The organism is Tabrizicola sp., assembly GCF_051645465.1.
In the GTDB taxonomy this organism is placed as follows: domain Bacteria; phylum Pseudomonadota; class Alphaproteobacteria; order Rhodobacterales; family Rhodobacteraceae; genus Tabrizicola.
Genome location: NZ_JBOFBI010000159.1, coordinates 1 through 16086 on the forward strand (window position 1 = coordinate 1; position 16086 = coordinate 16086).

Sequence of the window (16086 nt, forward strand, 5' to 3'; positions counted from 1 at the left end):
ATAGATCGCCATCGCGATCAGATCATTGGCACGAGGCAGGCGACGTCGGAACGACGTATAAGCGCGCCCTCCCTCGATAAAATCTCGGGCCGGACCAGAGCGTCCCGCCCCGTTCCGGCGAGCCTACAGCGTTTCGGCAAGTGTCCGGCTATCATTGCTGCATCAACGGCTTAAGGAGATGGCGATGCGTAAGCCCAGGGATTTCGACGCGGAGCTGAAGGTGCTGGAGGACAAGGCGCGAGACCTCAAACTGCGCAAGGTGCTTGGGCTTGGCGAACTGGTCATCGCCACCGGCGCCGATGCTCTCAGCGCCGAGGAACTGGCAGGCGCACTGGTCGTGCTGGCCGAGACGAAGGACACTGGCAAGAAGGAGGCTTGGGCGAAGCGCGGAGCTGCGTTCTTTCGCGGCAGATCGCGGCGAGCTGCTCCGGCATCTGCGCCAAACACTGACCGCGCTATGGCGCAACCGGGCGGCGCGCAACCGGCATCACGCGGCACGGGCGCGGCATAACATGCGCAGCTGGCAAGTCGAACGCCGCAAGCGCACCCGGCACCTGATCGAACTCGGCGGACTGGTCGTCAAGGCCAGGATCGTCGACATCGCCGGCGATGACCGTGCGACGATCTACGGCGCGCTCATCTGGATGGCCGAGAAGCTCCAAAGTGCCCAAGCCGAACACGCACGCGAGGTCTGGACGGCGAGGGGCAAGCAGGCGTTCGCGGCAGATCGCAAGGGCAAAGTGCCTTCTGATCGGTGAGGAAACCTCTAGGTTTTGGCCAACCCCACGTGTATCGCTCACGCCCGTACAAGAGCCACGACCTCGCCGGAGCCGGAGCCGGTCGCAAACCGCGCCCAAGCCTCCATCAGCGCCCGGCGCCGCTCGAAAAGATCGGAACGCGCATACGCCCGCTCCACCTCATTGCCCGTCGCATGCGACAGCGCCGCTTCCGCCACCTCGCGATCCGCATGCGCGCTCTCGCTGCACCAGTCCCGGAACGTCGAGCGGAACCCATGGACCGTGAAGCCCTCAGCACCCATGCGACCGAGCAGCGGCTTGAAGGCCATGACGGAAAGGGGCTGCACCTTACGCGTCTTGCCTCGCAGCGGGCTCGGGAAAACGTGGACCGGGTTGAGGCCGCGGACCTTTTCCAACACCGCCATCGCTTCGGTCGACAAGGGCACGCGATGGGGCACACCTCGCTTCATGCGCGCATCGGGAACAAGCCAGACAGCTGCATCCAGGTCGATCTCGGACCATTGCGCGCCGCGCACTTCGCCGCTGCGCAGGGCGGTCAGGATCAGGAACTCGAGACAGCGGGCCGAAACGGCGTCGCGCGCAGCGAGCTGTGCCATGAACACGGGCAGCTCTCGCCAGGGAAGTGCTGCCATGTGCTCGGCCCTGCGCTTGACCACCGGCAGCGCCTTCTTGAGGCCCGTTACGGGATTTTCATGCGGATAATGCCCGGCACCCTTCGCCCAGTCGAAGACCGCGGCGATGCGCTGCTTCACGCGGCGCGCGGTGTCGTGCTTCTTGGCCCAGATCGGGTTCAGAATGCTCAGGATGTCGGCCGAGGTGATGGTGTTGACCGGACGCCTGCCGATCTTCGGGAAGGCGTAGATCTCAAGCGAGCGCAGCCACAGGTCCGCGTGACGGTCGCTCTTCAGGGTGCGAGCGAGCGACGCGTGATGACGCTTGGCCGCCGCCTCGAAGGTGAGTTCCTCGCGGTTCCTTAGCAGGTCTGGGTCGCGCCCCGACCGTGCTTCGGTACGCAGCTTGCGCGCCTCCTCGCGGGCCGCGGCCAAACTCATCCAGGCCAGGCTGCCCAGACCCAGCTCTCGCCGCCGACCGTGAACGAGGGTGCGCAGGATCCACGATTTCGCGCCGCTGGGGCCGACGCGAAGATAGAGGCCATCGCCGTCACCATACATCCCCGACTCGCGGGTTGCGGCAACACGCTTGACCGACAGCTTTCCCATCCTTCCGACCCCACCGGCCTAAACTTCTGTCCCGCCATTTGTCCCACCACTCGGCATGAGAAATGGTGGGACAGAGTGAAATCGACTGAGACAGATGAAGTCTCAATATAGGCTTAAGCATATGACAGAAAACAGTATTTTGCAACAGTACGAGACGGCGTGACGAGGTGGTTATGCAGCCCTACGGGCTGCCACTTATCCGGAATATCGCACCTTGACACGACCCCTTAGCCTGGTGTGTCTGATGCATGAGAAACGCCCGTTTCGATGGCGGAAACAAATGCATAGGTGACCCGTGACACATCTTGCCCGCTTTGCTGCCCCCGCACTCTTTGCACTTCTGCCGCTCGCCGCCAATGCCGCGGGCTGCAGTGATACCGGAGGAAAGTACGAGGCCTGGAAATCCGACATGGCCGCCGAGGCCGCGGCCGAGGGCGTGGGCGAACGCGGCATAGCGGCGCTCATGGCGACCTCGTATTCCAAGGCCACGATATCGGCCGACCGGAACCAGAAAAGCTTCAAGTACAGCCTCGAGAAGTTCCTTCAGGTCCGCGGGGCGGACACGATCGTCTCGCAGGGCCGCAGCCGCAAGGCCAAGAACGCCGACTTCTACGCCAGCCTGGAATCGGCCTACGGTGTGCCCGCCGGTGTCCTGATCGCGATCCACGGGATGGAGACAGGTTTTGGCGGGTTCATGGGCGACAGCAATGTAATCTCGGCCATCGCCACGCTGACCTATGACTGCCGCCGGTCCGACTTCTTCCGTCCGCACCTGATCGGCGCGCTGATGATGGTCGACCGCGGCATGATCTCGGCCAAGACCATCGGCGCCAAGCATGGCGAGCTTGGCCATACCCAGTTCCTCCCCGGCAACGCCTTCAAGTATGGCGTCGACGGCAACGGCGACGGCGCGGTCGATCTGAACAACATGGCGGACGCCCTGGCCTCGACTGCAAACTTCCTGCGCCAGAAGGGCTGGAAGCCCGGCAAGGGCTATCAGGAAGGCGAGCCGAACTTTGCCGTGATCAAGCAATGGAACGCGGCCACGGTCTACCAGCAGGCCATCGCCATCATGGGCGCGCAGATCGACAGCTGACACGACGAATCGTTGACCTAAGGGCAAGTCGCGCTCCAGCCTGTGGTTTTCAAAAGCCACAGGGGGTGAAGTCATGTCCTGGTCCGAAAACGACAAGCGCCTTGGGATGGATCGCGGGATCACCCGGCGCGATTTCCTTGATGGGGTGGCGCTGGCCATCGGAGCGACCGCGCTTGGCGGATGGGGCGCCCGACCGGCCCAGGCCCAGACAGCCGCCTACCCCCCTTCCCTCGCCGGCCTCCGCGGCCAGACCGATGCCTCGCAGAACGTGATGCATGCCATCCGCGACGGCAGCTTCTGGACGTCAAACCCCGCGATCTCCGACACCGGCGAAAGCTACGACCTGGTCGTCGTCGGCGCCGGGATCTCGGGCCTCGCGGCGGCCTTCCTTTACCGCCAGCAAAACCCCGACGCGAAGGTCCTGCTGATCGACCCGCTGGACGACTTCGGCGGCCATGCCAAGCGCAACGAATTCACCGCCTCGAACGGCAGGAAACTCATCGGCTACGGCGGCTCGCAGTCGATGCAGACGCCCAGCTACTTCAGTCCGGCTGTAAACCAGCTTCTGGCCGACATCGGCATCGAGCCCGCCAAGTTCGAAACCTACTACAACCAGAAATGGGCCGAAGAGCGCGGCCTGAACGGCGCGGTCTTCTTCGATGCCGCCAAATGGGGCACCGACAAGCTGGTGGTGCAATCGGGCGAGACCGCCGACTGGGTCGCCCAGACCCCTATGAACGACAAGGCCAAGGCCGATCTCATCGCATTTCTCGACACGCCCGGCGACTACCTCCCCGACATGACCCCCGAAGAACGGCTGCAGAAGCTGTCCGAGATCACCTACAAGGACTTCCTTCTCGACTACGTGAAAGCCGACCCGCAGCTCGTCGACTACTTCCAGACCTCGACCACCGGCTACTTCGGCGTCGGCATCGATGCGACCACGGCTTTGGATGCCCGCGGCAACTGGAACCCCGGCTTCGACGGGATGGACCTGGGCGAGGCGGTCTCGAAGTACCACAGCCCCTCGGGCCGCCTGGCCTTCACCGACCCCGACGCCTACATCTATCACTTCCCCGACGGCAACGCCGGGATCGCCCGCCACCTCGTCCGCGCCCTTGTCCCCGCCGCTTTGCCGGGTTCGACGATGGAGGATCAGGTCACCGCAACGGTGGACTACGCCCAGCTGGACCTCCCCGACAACCCGGTCCGGATCAGGCTCAATTCCACCGTGGTCAAGGTCGCCCATGACGGCGATCCAGCCTCGGCCACGACCGTCACCGTCACCTATGCCGCGCCGAATGGCCTCGCCTCGGTCAAGGCCGGGCACGTGATCCTTGCCTGCTGGCACCGGGTGATCCCCTACCTCACCGACGAACTTCCCGCCGATCAGGTCACCGCGCTGAACGACCAGCAGAAAGTGCCGCTCATCTACACCAACGTGCTCCTCCGGAACTGGAAGGCGCTGGACGAGATCAAGATCGACGGCGCCCGCGCCCGCGGCAACTTCTGGAGCGGGTTCGAAATCGATTTCCCGGTATCCATGGGCGACTACAAGTTTGCCGATACCCCCGAAGACCCGGTGATCCTGCACCTCTCGAAGGTCATGATCGAACCGGGCCTCTCCTCGCGTGAGCAGGCCCTTGCGGGCAAACGGGCAATGATGACCCTGACCTTCGAAGACATGGAACGCTCGATCCGCGAGCTTCTGTCAAAAGCCCTCGCCGGCACCAGCTTCGACCCCGCGACCGACATCGAGGCCATCACCTGCAACCGCTGGAGCCACGGCTACGCCTACGAATACATGCGCCCGTGGGATACGTTCTGGCCCGACGGCCCCCTGCCGATCGAGGCAGCCCGCAAACCCTGGGGCCGCATCAGCATCGCCAACAGCGACAGCGCCGCCTACGCCTACGCCCATTCCGCCATCGACCAGGCGGTGCGGGCGATGCGCGACCTTCTCGGCACCCCCGAAGGCGCACCGGACTACGCCCGCTTCCCGGGGCCTCCGCCGGACAAGCTGGGCCTATAACGTCTTGGCCGTTCGCTCGGGTTGAACGACGGCTTTGGGGGACGAAGCGGACGTTCAGTTCGCTCGTTGCCTCTCAGTCTTGGGGTCGGACCAAGATCAATCAGAACTTGGTATCCAGGTAGAATTCGCGCACCATTGCCCCCATCAGTCGAGCAGGGCGCTACATGCGGCTCGGAGCTGTGTGGCGGTCGGGGGCGTGCCTTGTCCGGTGGCATACGGCAACATGAGGCCGTCTAGCAGTGCCGCACAGGACATAGCGCTGTCTGGATCGGCCCTTTGTCCTGCCAAAAGGTCCAGATAGAAGAGCATTGGTCGCATGGCTGCTTGGGCCAGCCGTTCAGTCGCACCGTTCAAATCTGGATCGCGCGAGGCAGCGAGCATGATCTCGAGCCGGGCAATCAGCAGGTCGCGATCCTCATTGGCGCAGGTAACCAATTCATCCGCCACGAACGAAAACGCCACCTCGTGCCCCTGATTAGCCAGAATGGCGGTGAAAGTGTCTTTCAACACCTCGGATTCCCTCTGCAGGCGGATGGCGAGTCTGTCGATGATCGCCTGCAGAAGGTCGTTCTTCCGGCGGTAGTAGTACGAGGTAGAGCCTAGCGGCAGGCCCGCGGCAGCATCTGTTCCACGGTGAGTCAGCGCGGCAAGCCCCTCGCGTGCAACGAGCGAAAGGGCAGCATCAAGAATTTTTTCGCGACGGGTGGTTTCCAAGATGCCTCCAATACTCTACATATGTAGAGGATACCAAACAGGGATATGCGACCATGACCGCGAAAATCGAGAAACTGAACCCCCCAAGCCTGCCCGATGCCGGTCCTCTGGGCTATTCTCAGGTTGTCACTGCGACGCAGGGCAAGATGGTGTTTGTCTCGGGTCAAGTGGCGGTGTCGACCGACGGCACACCGGTTCCCCCGGATCTGGCGGACCAGTTGTCCATTGTGCTGCGCAACCTCGTCAACGCCCTTGAAGCAGCGGGTGCCGCACCGAAAAACGTGGTGTCTCTTCGGATTTACGTCGTCGATCTTGATCCCGAACGGATCCCGTCACTCATGGCACCCGTCGCAGCGCTGTTCGAGGGACAGGCGCCTGCACTGACAGGCATCGGCGTAAGCGCACTCGCGTCTCCGGAATTCAAGCTTGAGATCGAAGCGGTGGCGGTGATTTGAACCAGAACGGACATTCGCTGCAATTGAGCGAACGTCCGCAGGGGGCTCAAAGCAACATCCGGTGCTCGGGGGTTTCTTTGGCGTGCCCCCGGACAGCGTCGCTCCCGCTCAGCAGGAAGACGGGGCCAATGCCACCGGCCCAGGCCCAACGAAACCTTAACAAATCCTGAACGCCCCCCACCTAACCCCTTGGAATCCCTTGCGGCCTCCAGGCGTAACTCAGCGTTACCCCCCCTCCCCGCCGATCCAGCCCTGCCCTTTCCGTTACAATCCCCCAACGCCCATGTGACTGGCTTTTGCGACGGCCATCGGTTTCATGGGCGCACATACACCAGCCCGGAGCCATCATGCTGCGCCCCCTAGCCGCCCTTCTTCTCCTGACCACAACCGCGACCGCCGACACCGCCGATGGCGAAGCCCTGAAAGCCATGACCTGGGATCAGATCGTGGACGAGGCCCGCGGCGGCACGGTCAACTGGTTCATGTGGGGGGGCGCCGACAACATCAACATCTACGTCTCGGACTACGTCGGCGGGATCCTCAAGCGCGACTACGACATCACCCTGAACCGGGTGCCCATCACCGATGCAGCCGAGATCGTGAACCTCATCCTCTCCGAGAAAGAGGCCGGGATCACCGACGCAGGGACTGTCGACCTCCTCTGGATCAACGGCGAGAACTTCCGCTCGATGAAGCAGGGCGAGCTCGTCTTCTGCGGCTACACCGGTCTTCTGCCAAACAACGCCTTGGTCAACTGGGACAATCCCGCCATCGCCAATGACTTCGGCGTTCCGGTCGAAGGCTGCGAGGTGCCCTGGAACACCGTCCAGTTCGCCTTCGCCCACGACAGCGCCACCGTGGCCGAACCGCCCCGCGACATGGCGGCGCTGATCGCCTGGATCAAGGCCAACCCCGGACGCTTCACCTATCCTGCCCCCCCGGACTTCACCGGCTCGGCCTTCATCCGCCACGTCTTCACCCATGCCGCTGGCGGGCCCGATGCGCTCCTTGGCCCGTTCGATCAGGCGAAGTTCGATCAGGTGGCCACGAAAACCTGGGCGATCCTGAACGAGATCGAGCCCCTCCTCTGGCGCGAAGGCCAGACCTACCCCAACACCGTCACCCAGCTGAACGAGCTTTTCGCCAATGGCGAGGTGGCCTTCACGTTCAACTACGACCCTTCGCAGTTCGGCCTCGCAGTCCAGGCCGGGACCTACCCGGACACCGTGCGCAGCTTCGGCCTCTCGGACGGCACCATCGGCAACACCAACTACACGCTGATCCCTTTCAACTCACCCAACAAGGCCGCCGCGATGGTCGTGCAGAACCTCCTCCTCTCCGGCGAGGCGCAGCTAGAGAAGGCCAAAACCGAGGTCTGGGGCGCCGCCCCCGCGATCAATATCACCCGCACCTCGCCCGAAGTCCAGGCCGGCTTCGCCGCCATCAAGGGCCACCCCTCGGTCATCCCCGCCGCCCAGCTTGCCAAGGCCACGCTGCCGGAACTCCAGGCCGACTGGCTGACCGCCATCGAAAAGGGCTGGGCAGAGAACGTCGGAAACTGACCCCCGCTCCTCCTTCGCCTTCGGCTCGTCCTCGCTGATGTCGCGAGAATCGGCGCGACGCGCGGAAAAGAACCACCGCGATATCGGCACCAAACGCAAAATCCGGCGATTACAGCTCCACGCTTGCCGCCGGAACCCACGCGAGGAGTGCACGAAGTGCATCGACGAGCCTCCCCCAACCCCCCTACCACCCGCCCGACCGCCGCTCCTATGTCATCCCCAACGCCTTCACCGACCACAGGGCGATCGACCCGAAGTGACAGAGCCGCCGGAATACCGAGGCCCAATGCTCCGCAGAGCCATTCGCCCCTACCCGACCCGCGCCCACCGCCGGAACCCACGTGAGGAGCGCACGAAGTGCCTCGACGAGCCCCCGCCCTTGCCCACCCGCCCGGCATCGCGCAAACTTCGCGGAAGCCGGGAAGGACCAAAGTGACCGACCGCCACCGCATCCTCCTTCTCCTGACGCCCGCCCTGATCGTCCTCGGCGGGCTGTTCCTCACCGGCCTCGGCCTCACGCTCCTGCGGTCCTTCCGCTACATGCCAAGCCTCGGGCTGACCGACCCCGACCTCGCCGCCTACACTGCGATCCTCACCTCGCCCGGCTTCCTCAAGTCCCTCGCCCTCTCGCTCTGGATCGCCACCGCCTCCACCCTCATCGCCGCCAGCCTTGCCCTCGCCTCGGCCCTCCTCCTGCGGCAGACCTTCCCCGGCCGCGCCCTCATCAGCTTCCTCTTCCAGTTGAACCTCACCGTCCCCCATATCGTCGGCGCCCTGGGCATCCTCTACCTCTTCTCCCAGTCCGGTGCCTTCGCCCGCCTCGCCCATGCCGCTGGCCTCATCACCGGCCCACAGGACTTCCCCGCCCTCACCCACGACCCCTACGCCATCGGCATCATCCTCCTCTACGTGTGGAAAGAGCTTCCCTTCATCACCCTCATCCTACTCGCCAACATGCAAACCCTGGGCGAGGATCATGAGGCCACCGCCCGCTCCCTCGGCGCCACCCGCTGGCAGGCCTTCCGGCACGTCCTTCTCCCCATGCTCATGCCCGGCCTTCTCGCCGCCTCCGCCCTCGTCTTCGCCTTCGCTTTCGGCGCTTACGAGGTTCCCCTCGTCCTCGGCGCCAGCACCCCGAAGGCGCTCCCCGTCCTGGCCTGGCAGGCCTACACCGACACGGACCTTTCGACCCGGCCCGAAGCGATGGCCATGGCCGTGATCATCGCGGCGATCGGCCTCGGCCTCCTCTTGCTCTACGCACGCGTCGGGGGCAGAAATGCGCGCTGACCGGTTGAAAACCCTGGCAGCCCTCGTCCTCGCCGGCTGGCTGATCCTGCCCTTCCTCCCCCTCGCCATCTGGTCCGTCGCGCATGGCTGGCGCTTCCCCGACCTTCTGCCCCGCGATTACTCGACCAAGGCCTGGGCCTACGCCCTCTCCGACACCGCCGGAGTCCTCGAAAGCTTCGCCCTCACCACCTTCATCGCCCTGACAACCACCCTCCTCGCCGCCCTCATCGGGGTCCCCGCAGGCCGCGCCCTCGGCCTCTACCGGTTCAAGGGCAAAGCCCTCGTCACCCTCCTCCTCCTGGCCCCCGCGATCCTCCCCGGCATCGCCGTCGTCTTCGGCCTTCACGGCATCTTCCTGCGCCTCGGCCTCACCGGCACCACCACCGGAGTCATCCTCGCGCATCTGATCCCGGTCCTGCCCTACATGACCCTCGTCATGGCCGCCGTCTTCTCCCGCTTCGACCCGGACTTCGAGGCCCAGGCCCGCTCCCTCGGCGCCTCGCCAATCCAGACGTTCAGGAACGTCACCCTCCCCGCTATTCTCCCCGGCCTGCTCACCGGGGCGCTCTTCGCCTTCCTCGTCTCGTGGTCGCAGTACCTCCTCACCCTCGCCATCGGCGGCGGACGGGTGCAGACGCTCCCCCTCCTCCTCTTCAGCTTCTCCAACTCCGGCCGGAACGACGTGACCGGCGCCATAGCGCTCCTCTACATCCTCCCCGGCCTCCTCATCCTGATCGTGACCGCCCGCCAGATCACCGGCCGCGGCGCTGCCCTCGCCGGGGCGCTGAGGCCATGACCGCGCTCACCCTGAAAGACCTCACCAAGACCTACCCCGGCGGGAACCAGGCGGCAGTCCGCGGCTTAAGCCTCACTGTCGAAAGCGGCACCCTCACCGCACTCCTCGGGCCCTCGGGCTGCGGCAAGACCACGACGATGAAGCTGATCGCAGGGCTCATTGCCCCCGACGCCGGCGACATCCGGCTGAACGACCGGTCGATCGTCGGCGTTCCGCCCGAAAGGCGCGGCGTCGCCATGGTCTTCCAGAACCCGCTCCTTTTCCCGCACCTGACCGTCGCCGGAAACGTCGGCTTCGGCCTCAGGATGCGCGGCCTCTCTCCTGCCCAGATCGCTGCCCAAGTCGACCCCATGCTCGCCCGCGTCCGCCTCGAAGGCCTCGACCACCGTCGCCCCATTGAGCTTTCCGGCGGCCAGCAGCAACGCGCCGCCCTCGCCCGCGCGCTGATCCTGAAACCGGATGTCCTTCTCCTCGACGAGCCGCTCTCGAACCTCGACCCCAGCTTGCGCGACGACATGCGAAGCCTGATCCGCGAGCTTCAGCGCGAGACCGGCATCACCACCCTCGTCGTGACCCATGACCAGGCCGAGGCCGTAGCACTTTCCGACCGGATCGCACTTCTCCTTGACGGCAAGCTCGCCCAGCATGGCCCGCCCGAAGACTTCTACCGCCGCCCCGCAACCGAGGCCGTGGCGCGCTTTTTCGGCGGAGTGAACTTCGTACCCGGCCAGTCGCGGGCGGGCCGTTTCCACTCCGCGCTCGGCCCGCTGACCCTGCCACGGGGCGTCATTGATGGCGACGCCCTCCTGACCATCCGCCCCGAGGCCCTGCGCCTTGGCCCCGGCCCCAACCCGCGCGAGGCCCGCGTCGACGGCATTACCTTCCTTGGCACCCAGACCCGGGTCGAGCTTTCCGTTTCCGGCACCACGCTTCAGGCGCTCACCACCCCCGATCAGGCCGCAGACCTGCGCTCCGGAACCGAGATCGCCATCGCGCTCCCCCCCGATGCGCTGTGGCTCCTGCCGTCGCCTGCAAAGCCATAGAGCGGGCCAGCCCACCCCAAGGCCGGCCACCACACCGCCGAGGGGGCCGTCGGGCGAGGCCCCAGGCAACCGCGTCCCCGTCAAGAACTGAGCAAAGCGCTGGACCAGCACCCGCGCAGGCACCTCTCACGCTGTTCGCGGCCGCCCCGCGACACCCAAAGTATGGCCCCCCGCGCCTTATCTTCCCCGGCGCCCTCTGTCCCCACGATGCACCGCGCCCAGCGAGGAGTGCACGAAGTGCTCCACGAGCGCCCAAGCAGGTATCTCCAACCCTGTTCGCGGTCGCCACGCGACACCCGAAGGACGGCCCCGCGCCTTATCTACCTTGGCCCCTGTATCCCCACGATGCACCGCGCCCGGCGAGGAGTGCACGAAGTGCTCGACGAGCGCCCGCGCAAGCATCTCCCGCGCTGTTACTGATCGCCCGCGACACCCGAAAGATCGCCCCCGCGCCTTATCTCCCTAGGCGTCCTGTATCCCCACGATGCACTGCGCCCTGGGAGGAGTGCTCGACGAGCGCCCGCGCAGGTATCTCGCACCCTGTTCGTGGTCGCCCCGCGACACCGGAAGGGCCGCCCTGCACCTTGTCTCGCCGGGTGCCCCGTCTCGCGGCCATGCACTGCGCCCGGCGAGGAATGCAGCAACCGTCCGACGCCCCCGCGTGGCACCTGTTTTCCGCACCGTCCTGATCCCTCAAGCTGCTGGCAGAACCCGCGGGCCCCATCCTCTCCAGCGCCCAATATCCCTGCCGGGCACCGCACCCGGCGAGGAGTGCACGAAGTGCTCGACGAGCAGCCCCTTGCGCTTGCGGTCGCTCTACTCCCCCCGCGACACCAGGAGGACCGCCCGCCCCCGTCCCGCATGTTTGGCGGAGTAAAGCGCGCGGTCGGCGGTCGCCAGCAATTGTGCGGCCTGCGGATCGGCAAGGTCGGTCGACCGGACGATCCCGATACTCGCCGAGACCTGGCACGGCTGGCCCTCGAACTCCATCGGCTGACATATCCGCGCGATGATCCGTTCGGCGATGCCCTGCAGCGTCTTGGGGTCGCTCCGCCCGACCACGATCACCAGGAACTCGTCGCCGCCGATCCGGGCGGCGCAGTCCTCGGCCCGAAGCTGTTCACGCAGGATCTGGCCCACGGCGCCCAGCACGAAGTCACCCGCAGCATGGCCCAGCGTGTCGTTCACCGCCTTGAAGAAGTCGAGGTCCATCTGCAGAAGGCCAAAGCTCGCCCGTGCTGCGCACATCCGCTCCAGCACCAGGTCCACCGCCCGGCGGTTGCGAAGACCGGTCAGCGGATCGGTCATCGCCTCTTCCTCTGCCGCCATCCTTGCGCCTTCCAGCCGCAGGTTCAGCCCGCGAAGCTCACGCGTGACGGCCGAGTTGGCCTCGGCCAGATAGAGAAGCTCCATCGCAAGGTCGGTGGCCGCGAAATCGGCATCCGTCAGGGCAAGCTCCCGGACCGCCGCGATCAGATCGTTGCCGAACGAGAGGTTGAGAAGGATCTTCCCCTCATCCCCAAGCCGCATCCCAAGGCCCCGGAGCCCGGCCCGCACCCCGTTGCGCGGCAGAAGCCGGAACCGGTTCCCGCCGCGTGCAAGCACCTCCTGCACCGTCACCGCCCCGCCGGGTGAGCGCACCTCGAACAGATCCTCGAAGAGCGCGCCTGGGATCGCGTCGTCCTGCAGCACCCGCGCGAGCGTCGGCCCAAAGCTCAGCGCCCGCCCGTCGCTGTCCAGAAGCAGATGCATGGGCATAAAATGCGCAAGGGTGCGGGTATCAAGATCAAGCCGGTGGCCTGGAAGCTCTGCATGCATGGCTTAGCGCTCCGGCAAGGCAAGGTCGAAGCGCCGCGCCTTTGCGTGGCGGCTGTCGAGCACCGAAATTGTCGTGCAGTCCCGGACGCCAGGCTCGATCAGGCAAAGCGCGCCATAGTCGTCGGCCATCGCGGTCAAGAGGCCGACGAGCACCCGCTGCGTGCCCCGCAGATGCGACTGGCAATGGAGCTCGAACCGGTCGGGACCCACCTCGTCCAGCGTCACTTCAGGCAGGTCCAGATCGGGCATGGCCAACCGCGCGCGGCCAGGCAGTTCCTCCAGCGAATACAGAAAGTCGGCATAGGACATGCCCCCGAAACGCAAGAGCCTGCGCACACCTTCACGCTCGGGGTTGGTCACCAGATAGGTTCCTACGTCTTCCCATATTGCCTCGACGGGCCGCCCCAGAACATCAGCCACGCTTTCCGCGATCCGGTCCGCCGTGCCGGGATCATAGCGCAACATCGGCTCGAAAGTCTCGACCTTCAGCTCGGCCTTTCGGCATACCTCCTGCCAGCTTGCAATGCCGAATGTGTCCAGCACGTAGCCCTGCAGTGCCCGCAACAAAAGTGCATCCATGTCCGTCCCCGCCGCGATCTTCGGACCGACAGTACCGCGTATCCGTTAACAGAATCCCCAGCGTCAAGGATGGATGATAAGCCCACTCTCGCCAGTGCCCAGCTGGTTGACAAGTGCTGCCGTGACCGGCGGCGGAGTTGTCTGGTACTGCCGCATCAACCGGGCCGCCTCGGCGCTGTCGATCGGGGCTCCGTCCGGGCGCGCCACCTGCCGGTATTGCAGCAGCCCACGGTCGTCCAGATAGAGCCCGGCGATCTCGGTGTAGTCCGCGCTCCGCCCCAGAAACAGCATCGCCTCTTCGCCCGGCAACAGCGGCAGAAGATCGGCCACGACCAGCACACAAGGCGGGCTGCCCTCGGGAACGTCCGTTTCGCACACCAGCAGCCAGTCCTCCAGCATGTAGGGCTCCGCCGCGCCCAGCAGCAGGTCCCGCGTCGCCGTGGCCGAGGCGGGCTGCACAGGCATCAGCCCGGCAAGCCGCCTGGCCAGCGCGTCCCGGTCTGCCGTGGAAGGAGCGCTCTCGCCCGACAGAAGCTTCGCCAGGGCCTCCTGCCCCGGCTCCTTCGCCTTGGCCTCCAGCACCGCAATCACCGCTGCCCCCGGCTTCCCCCACGAGCGCAGCGCGTAGACGTCCAGCTCCTCCACCGGCACCACCCCAGCCTCGAACCGCGCCAGCTGGCTTTGCGCCGAGATCCGCTCGGCGTTCAGGACCGGCGTCATCCACAGCGCTGCAAGCCCAACGACCCCAAGCGCCATCCAGATGTTGCCCTGCCGGATACGCTCCATCCACCCGGCACCCCGCACGACGGCCAGCGCATAGACCAGCCCATAGCCGATCCCCACCACAGCAACCGCCACGATGAACACCCGCTCGGGCGTCCAGCCATAATCCCCCACCCGCAACCAGATCGCCCAAAGCGCGAGTGCCGCGATGATCGGCAACAGAAGCGCCATGCCTTGCGTCGCGCGAACAAGAACCGGGCTCTCGGTCGCCTCGGCATCGCTCTGGTCAACCGCGATCGACACCAGCGCAATCCCGCCCGCCGCCATCGTCAGAAGCAGCATCGCCGGGGAAAGCCCGCTCACGAGGCCCTCAAAGCCCCGGAATGGCAGGGCCACCAGGAATATGACCATCACCGCCAGCACCAGCGGCAGGAACAGCCGGAAGAGGCGCAACACCACATAAGGCGACAGAAGCTCGGCCAGATCATAGACCACCGCCAGACCCAGCCCGAGGACCGCGCCGCTCAGCACCAGCGGCACCACCTCATGCTGCAGGAGGTCCCGGATCACCTCGATCCCCACGATCCGCAGCACTTCGTCCGAGAGGTATATCACCAGCCACACAAGCCCCGTGAACGCCCCCGCCGCCGCAAAGCGCAAGGTGATCGACCAGGCCTCCATGAAAAGCGCCGGATAATCGCGCCAACCCGACTTGGCCGCCGCGATCAGGAACGGCACCGGCAGGGTCGCGACCGTCAGGCCGGCCAGCACCTGCGTCGGGCTGCGAAAGAAGAAGTCGTCCACCCCGGCAAAGCGCAGCTTCGTCAGCCAGACGAGCGCCGCCGCGACGACCGCCAGCCCAAGCGCCCGGGGCACGGCCCGAAGCAGCCCGAGCGGCCCCGCCATCGCCAGAAGCCCGCCGAAGAGCGTCAGGATGAACCCGACAAGCACCAGCGAGGCATAGTCGCCAATCCACTCCCGCTCGGATGCCTCGATCGCCACCCAAAGCAGAAGCCCGCCGAAGCCGCCTACCAAAGCCAGTTGAACCCGCGCCATAATCTGATCGGTCATCCCCACCCCTCCCGCTCTGCACGCTGATAGTCCGGCATGCCGCCCGCGCGCATAGTCAGGATTTCCCACCTGTTGCCAAGGCCCGCGCTGCAGGCCAAGCTTCCCCGACCCGCAAGAAGGACTGCCCATGCCCACCCTGATCCGCCCGCTGCAGCCCGAAGACGAAGCCGACTGGCGCCGCCTCTGGACCGCCTATCTGCAGTTCTACAAGACCTCGGTCCCCGAACCCGTCTACGCCTCCACCTTCGCCCGGCTTCTGGGCGACGACCCCCGCGATTTCAACGGCCTGATCGCCGAGGTTGACGGGCACCCGATGGGCCTTACGCACTACCTCTTCCACCGCCACTGCTGGAAGATCGAGGACACCTGCTACCTGCAAGACCTCTACGTCGCACCCGAGGCCCGCGGCACCGGCCTTGGCCGGGCCCTAATCGAGGCGGTCTATGCCAAGGCCGACGCCGCCGGGGCGCCCGCCGTCTACTGGCTGACGCAAGACTTCAACCACGAAGCGCGGCTCCTCTACGACCGGATCGCCAAGGTGACCCCCTTCATCCGCTACAACCGCGCGCTTTGACGACAGGGCACCCGCGATGATCGATGTCCTGCCCTATGATCCGACCTGGCCCAAACACTTCGCCTCCGAGGCCGCCGAACTTCGGGCCCTCGCCCCGCCGCTCCTGGTCCTCGAACACATCGGCAGCACCGCTGTCCCCGGTCTCGCGGCCAAGCCCGTGATCGACATGATGGCAGCCGTGGCCCGGCTGGACGACATCAAGGGACTGCTTCCCGTGCACAAGAGCAAAAGCTACTCGGTAATCGCGACCGGAATGCGCGACCGCTTCCTTCTGTCACGCGACGGCCCACCACAGTTCAACCTCCACATCGTCACGTGGGAAAGCTGGCCCCTCCGGAAAGAGCGCCTGATGCGCGAC

At 65.7% G+C, this 16086-nt stretch carries 16 protein-coding genes; 11 read left to right on the top strand and 5 right to left on the bottom strand.

The window, feature by feature from the left end; genetic code table 11:
* Positions 1-184: 184 nt before the first annotated feature.
* Both ACRCSW_RS10055 and ACRCSW_RS10060 read left to right on the top strand, forming a co-directional pair.
* Positions 185-511 carry a conjugal transfer protein TraD gene (locus ACRCSW_RS10055; RefSeq protein WP_438704726.1) on the top strand — a complete coding sequence of 109 codons (327 nt, stop codon included), beginning with the start codon at positions 185-187 and terminating at the stop codon, positions 509-511.
* A 1-nt stretch (position 512) separates the two neighbouring features.
* Positions 513-758, top strand: a complete 246-nt coding sequence (locus ACRCSW_RS10060) for a conjugal transfer protein TraD (protein ID WP_438704728.1) — start codon at positions 513-515, stop codon at positions 756-758.
* Between the two features lie 38 nt (positions 759-796).
* Here the strand turns inward: ACRCSW_RS10060 and ACRCSW_RS10065 are convergent, their stop codons facing one another.
* On the bottom strand, positions 797-1978 hold the full coding sequence (locus tag ACRCSW_RS10065; protein WP_438704729.1) for a tyrosine-type recombinase/integrase: 1182 nt from the start codon (positions 1976-1978) through the stop codon (positions 797-799).
* Between the two features lie 295 nt (positions 1979-2273).
* On the opposite strand from ACRCSW_RS10065, the gene ACRCSW_RS10070 reads away from it, so the two are divergent.
* Together ACRCSW_RS10070 and ACRCSW_RS10075 are read left to right on the top strand one after the other, a co-directional pair.
* Positions 2274-3074, top strand: coding sequence for a lytic murein transglycosylase (locus tag ACRCSW_RS10070; protein ID WP_438704731.1), 801 nt, complete (start codon positions 2274-2276; stop codon positions 3072-3074).
* Positions 3075-3147: 73 nt separating this feature from the next.
* The gene (locus ACRCSW_RS10075; RefSeq protein ID WP_438704733.1) at positions 3148-5106 is read left to right on the top strand and encodes an NAD(P)-binding protein; all 1959 of its coding nucleotides are present in this window, start codon (positions 3148-3150) and stop codon (positions 5104-5106) included.
* A gap of 144 nt (positions 5107-5250) precedes the next feature.
* Here the strand turns inward: ACRCSW_RS10075 and ACRCSW_RS10080 are convergent, their stop codons facing one another.
* Positions 5251-5820 carry a TetR/AcrR family transcriptional regulator gene (locus ACRCSW_RS10080; RefSeq protein WP_438704735.1) on the bottom strand — a complete coding sequence of 190 codons (570 nt, stop codon included), beginning with the start codon at positions 5818-5820 and terminating at the stop codon, positions 5251-5253.
* Positions 5821-5873: 53 nt separating this feature from the next.
* On the opposite strand from ACRCSW_RS10080, the gene ACRCSW_RS10085 reads away from it, so the two are divergent.
* The 5 genes from ACRCSW_RS10085 (at position 5874) to ACRCSW_RS10105 (ending at position 10963) form a co-directional block, all read left to right on the top strand.
* Positions 5874-6275, top strand: a complete 402-nt coding sequence (locus tag ACRCSW_RS10085) for a RidA family protein (protein WP_438704737.1) — start codon at positions 5874-5876, stop codon at positions 6273-6275.
* A gap of 347 nt (positions 6276-6622) precedes the next feature.
* Positions 6623-7837, top strand: a complete 1215-nt coding sequence (locus ACRCSW_RS10090; protein WP_438704739.1) for an ABC transporter substrate-binding protein — start codon at positions 6623-6625, stop codon at positions 7835-7837.
* A 432-nt stretch (positions 7838-8269) separates the two neighbouring features.
* Positions 8270-9124 (top strand): ABC transporter permease, encoded by an 855-nt coding sequence (locus tag ACRCSW_RS10095; RefSeq protein WP_438704741.1) that lies wholly within the window; start codon positions 8270-8272, stop codon positions 9122-9124.
* The gene (locus ACRCSW_RS10100) at positions 9114-9920 is read left to right on the top strand and encodes an ABC transporter permease (RefSeq protein WP_438704743.1); all 807 of its coding nucleotides are present in this window, start codon (positions 9114-9116) and stop codon (positions 9918-9920) included. Before ACRCSW_RS10095 ends, ACRCSW_RS10100 begins: the two co-directional genes overlap by 11 nt.
* Entirely contained in the window at positions 9917-10963 is a 1047-nt protein-coding gene (locus ACRCSW_RS10105; protein WP_438704745.1) for an ABC transporter ATP-binding protein, read from the top strand. Before ACRCSW_RS10100 ends, ACRCSW_RS10105 begins: the two co-directional genes overlap by 4 nt.
* An 816-nt stretch (positions 10964-11779) precedes the next feature.
* On the opposite strand, the gene ACRCSW_RS10110 is transcribed toward ACRCSW_RS10105, so the two are convergent.
* From ACRCSW_RS10110 to ACRCSW_RS10120, 3 genes are all read right to left on the bottom strand, one after another.
* Positions 11780-12781 carry a diguanylate cyclase gene (locus ACRCSW_RS10110; RefSeq protein WP_438704747.1) on the bottom strand — a complete coding sequence of 334 codons (1002 nt, stop codon included), beginning with the start codon at positions 12779-12781 and terminating at the stop codon, positions 11780-11782.
* A 3-nt stretch (positions 12782-12784) separates the two neighbouring features.
* Positions 12785-13360 (bottom strand): heme NO-binding domain-containing protein, encoded by a 576-nt coding sequence (locus ACRCSW_RS10115; RefSeq protein ID WP_438704749.1) that lies wholly within the window; start codon positions 13358-13360, stop codon positions 12785-12787.
* A 63-nt stretch (positions 13361-13423) separates the two neighbouring features.
* Positions 13424-15154 (bottom strand): DUF4153 domain-containing protein, encoded by a 1731-nt coding sequence (locus tag ACRCSW_RS10120; protein ID WP_438704751.1) that lies wholly within the window; start codon positions 15152-15154, stop codon positions 13424-13426.
* 127 nt (positions 15155-15281) lie between these two features.
* On the opposite strand from ACRCSW_RS10120, the gene ACRCSW_RS10125 reads away from it, so the two are divergent.
* Complete coding sequence (locus ACRCSW_RS10125; RefSeq protein ID WP_438704753.1) at positions 15282-15728, top strand: GNAT family N-acetyltransferase; 447 nt, start codon at positions 15282-15284, stop codon at positions 15726-15728.
* A gap of 16 nt (positions 15729-15744) precedes the next feature.
* On the top strand, positions 15745-16086 hold a 342-nt coding region (locus tag ACRCSW_RS10130), incomplete at its 3' end, for a GrpB family protein (RefSeq protein ID WP_438704754.1).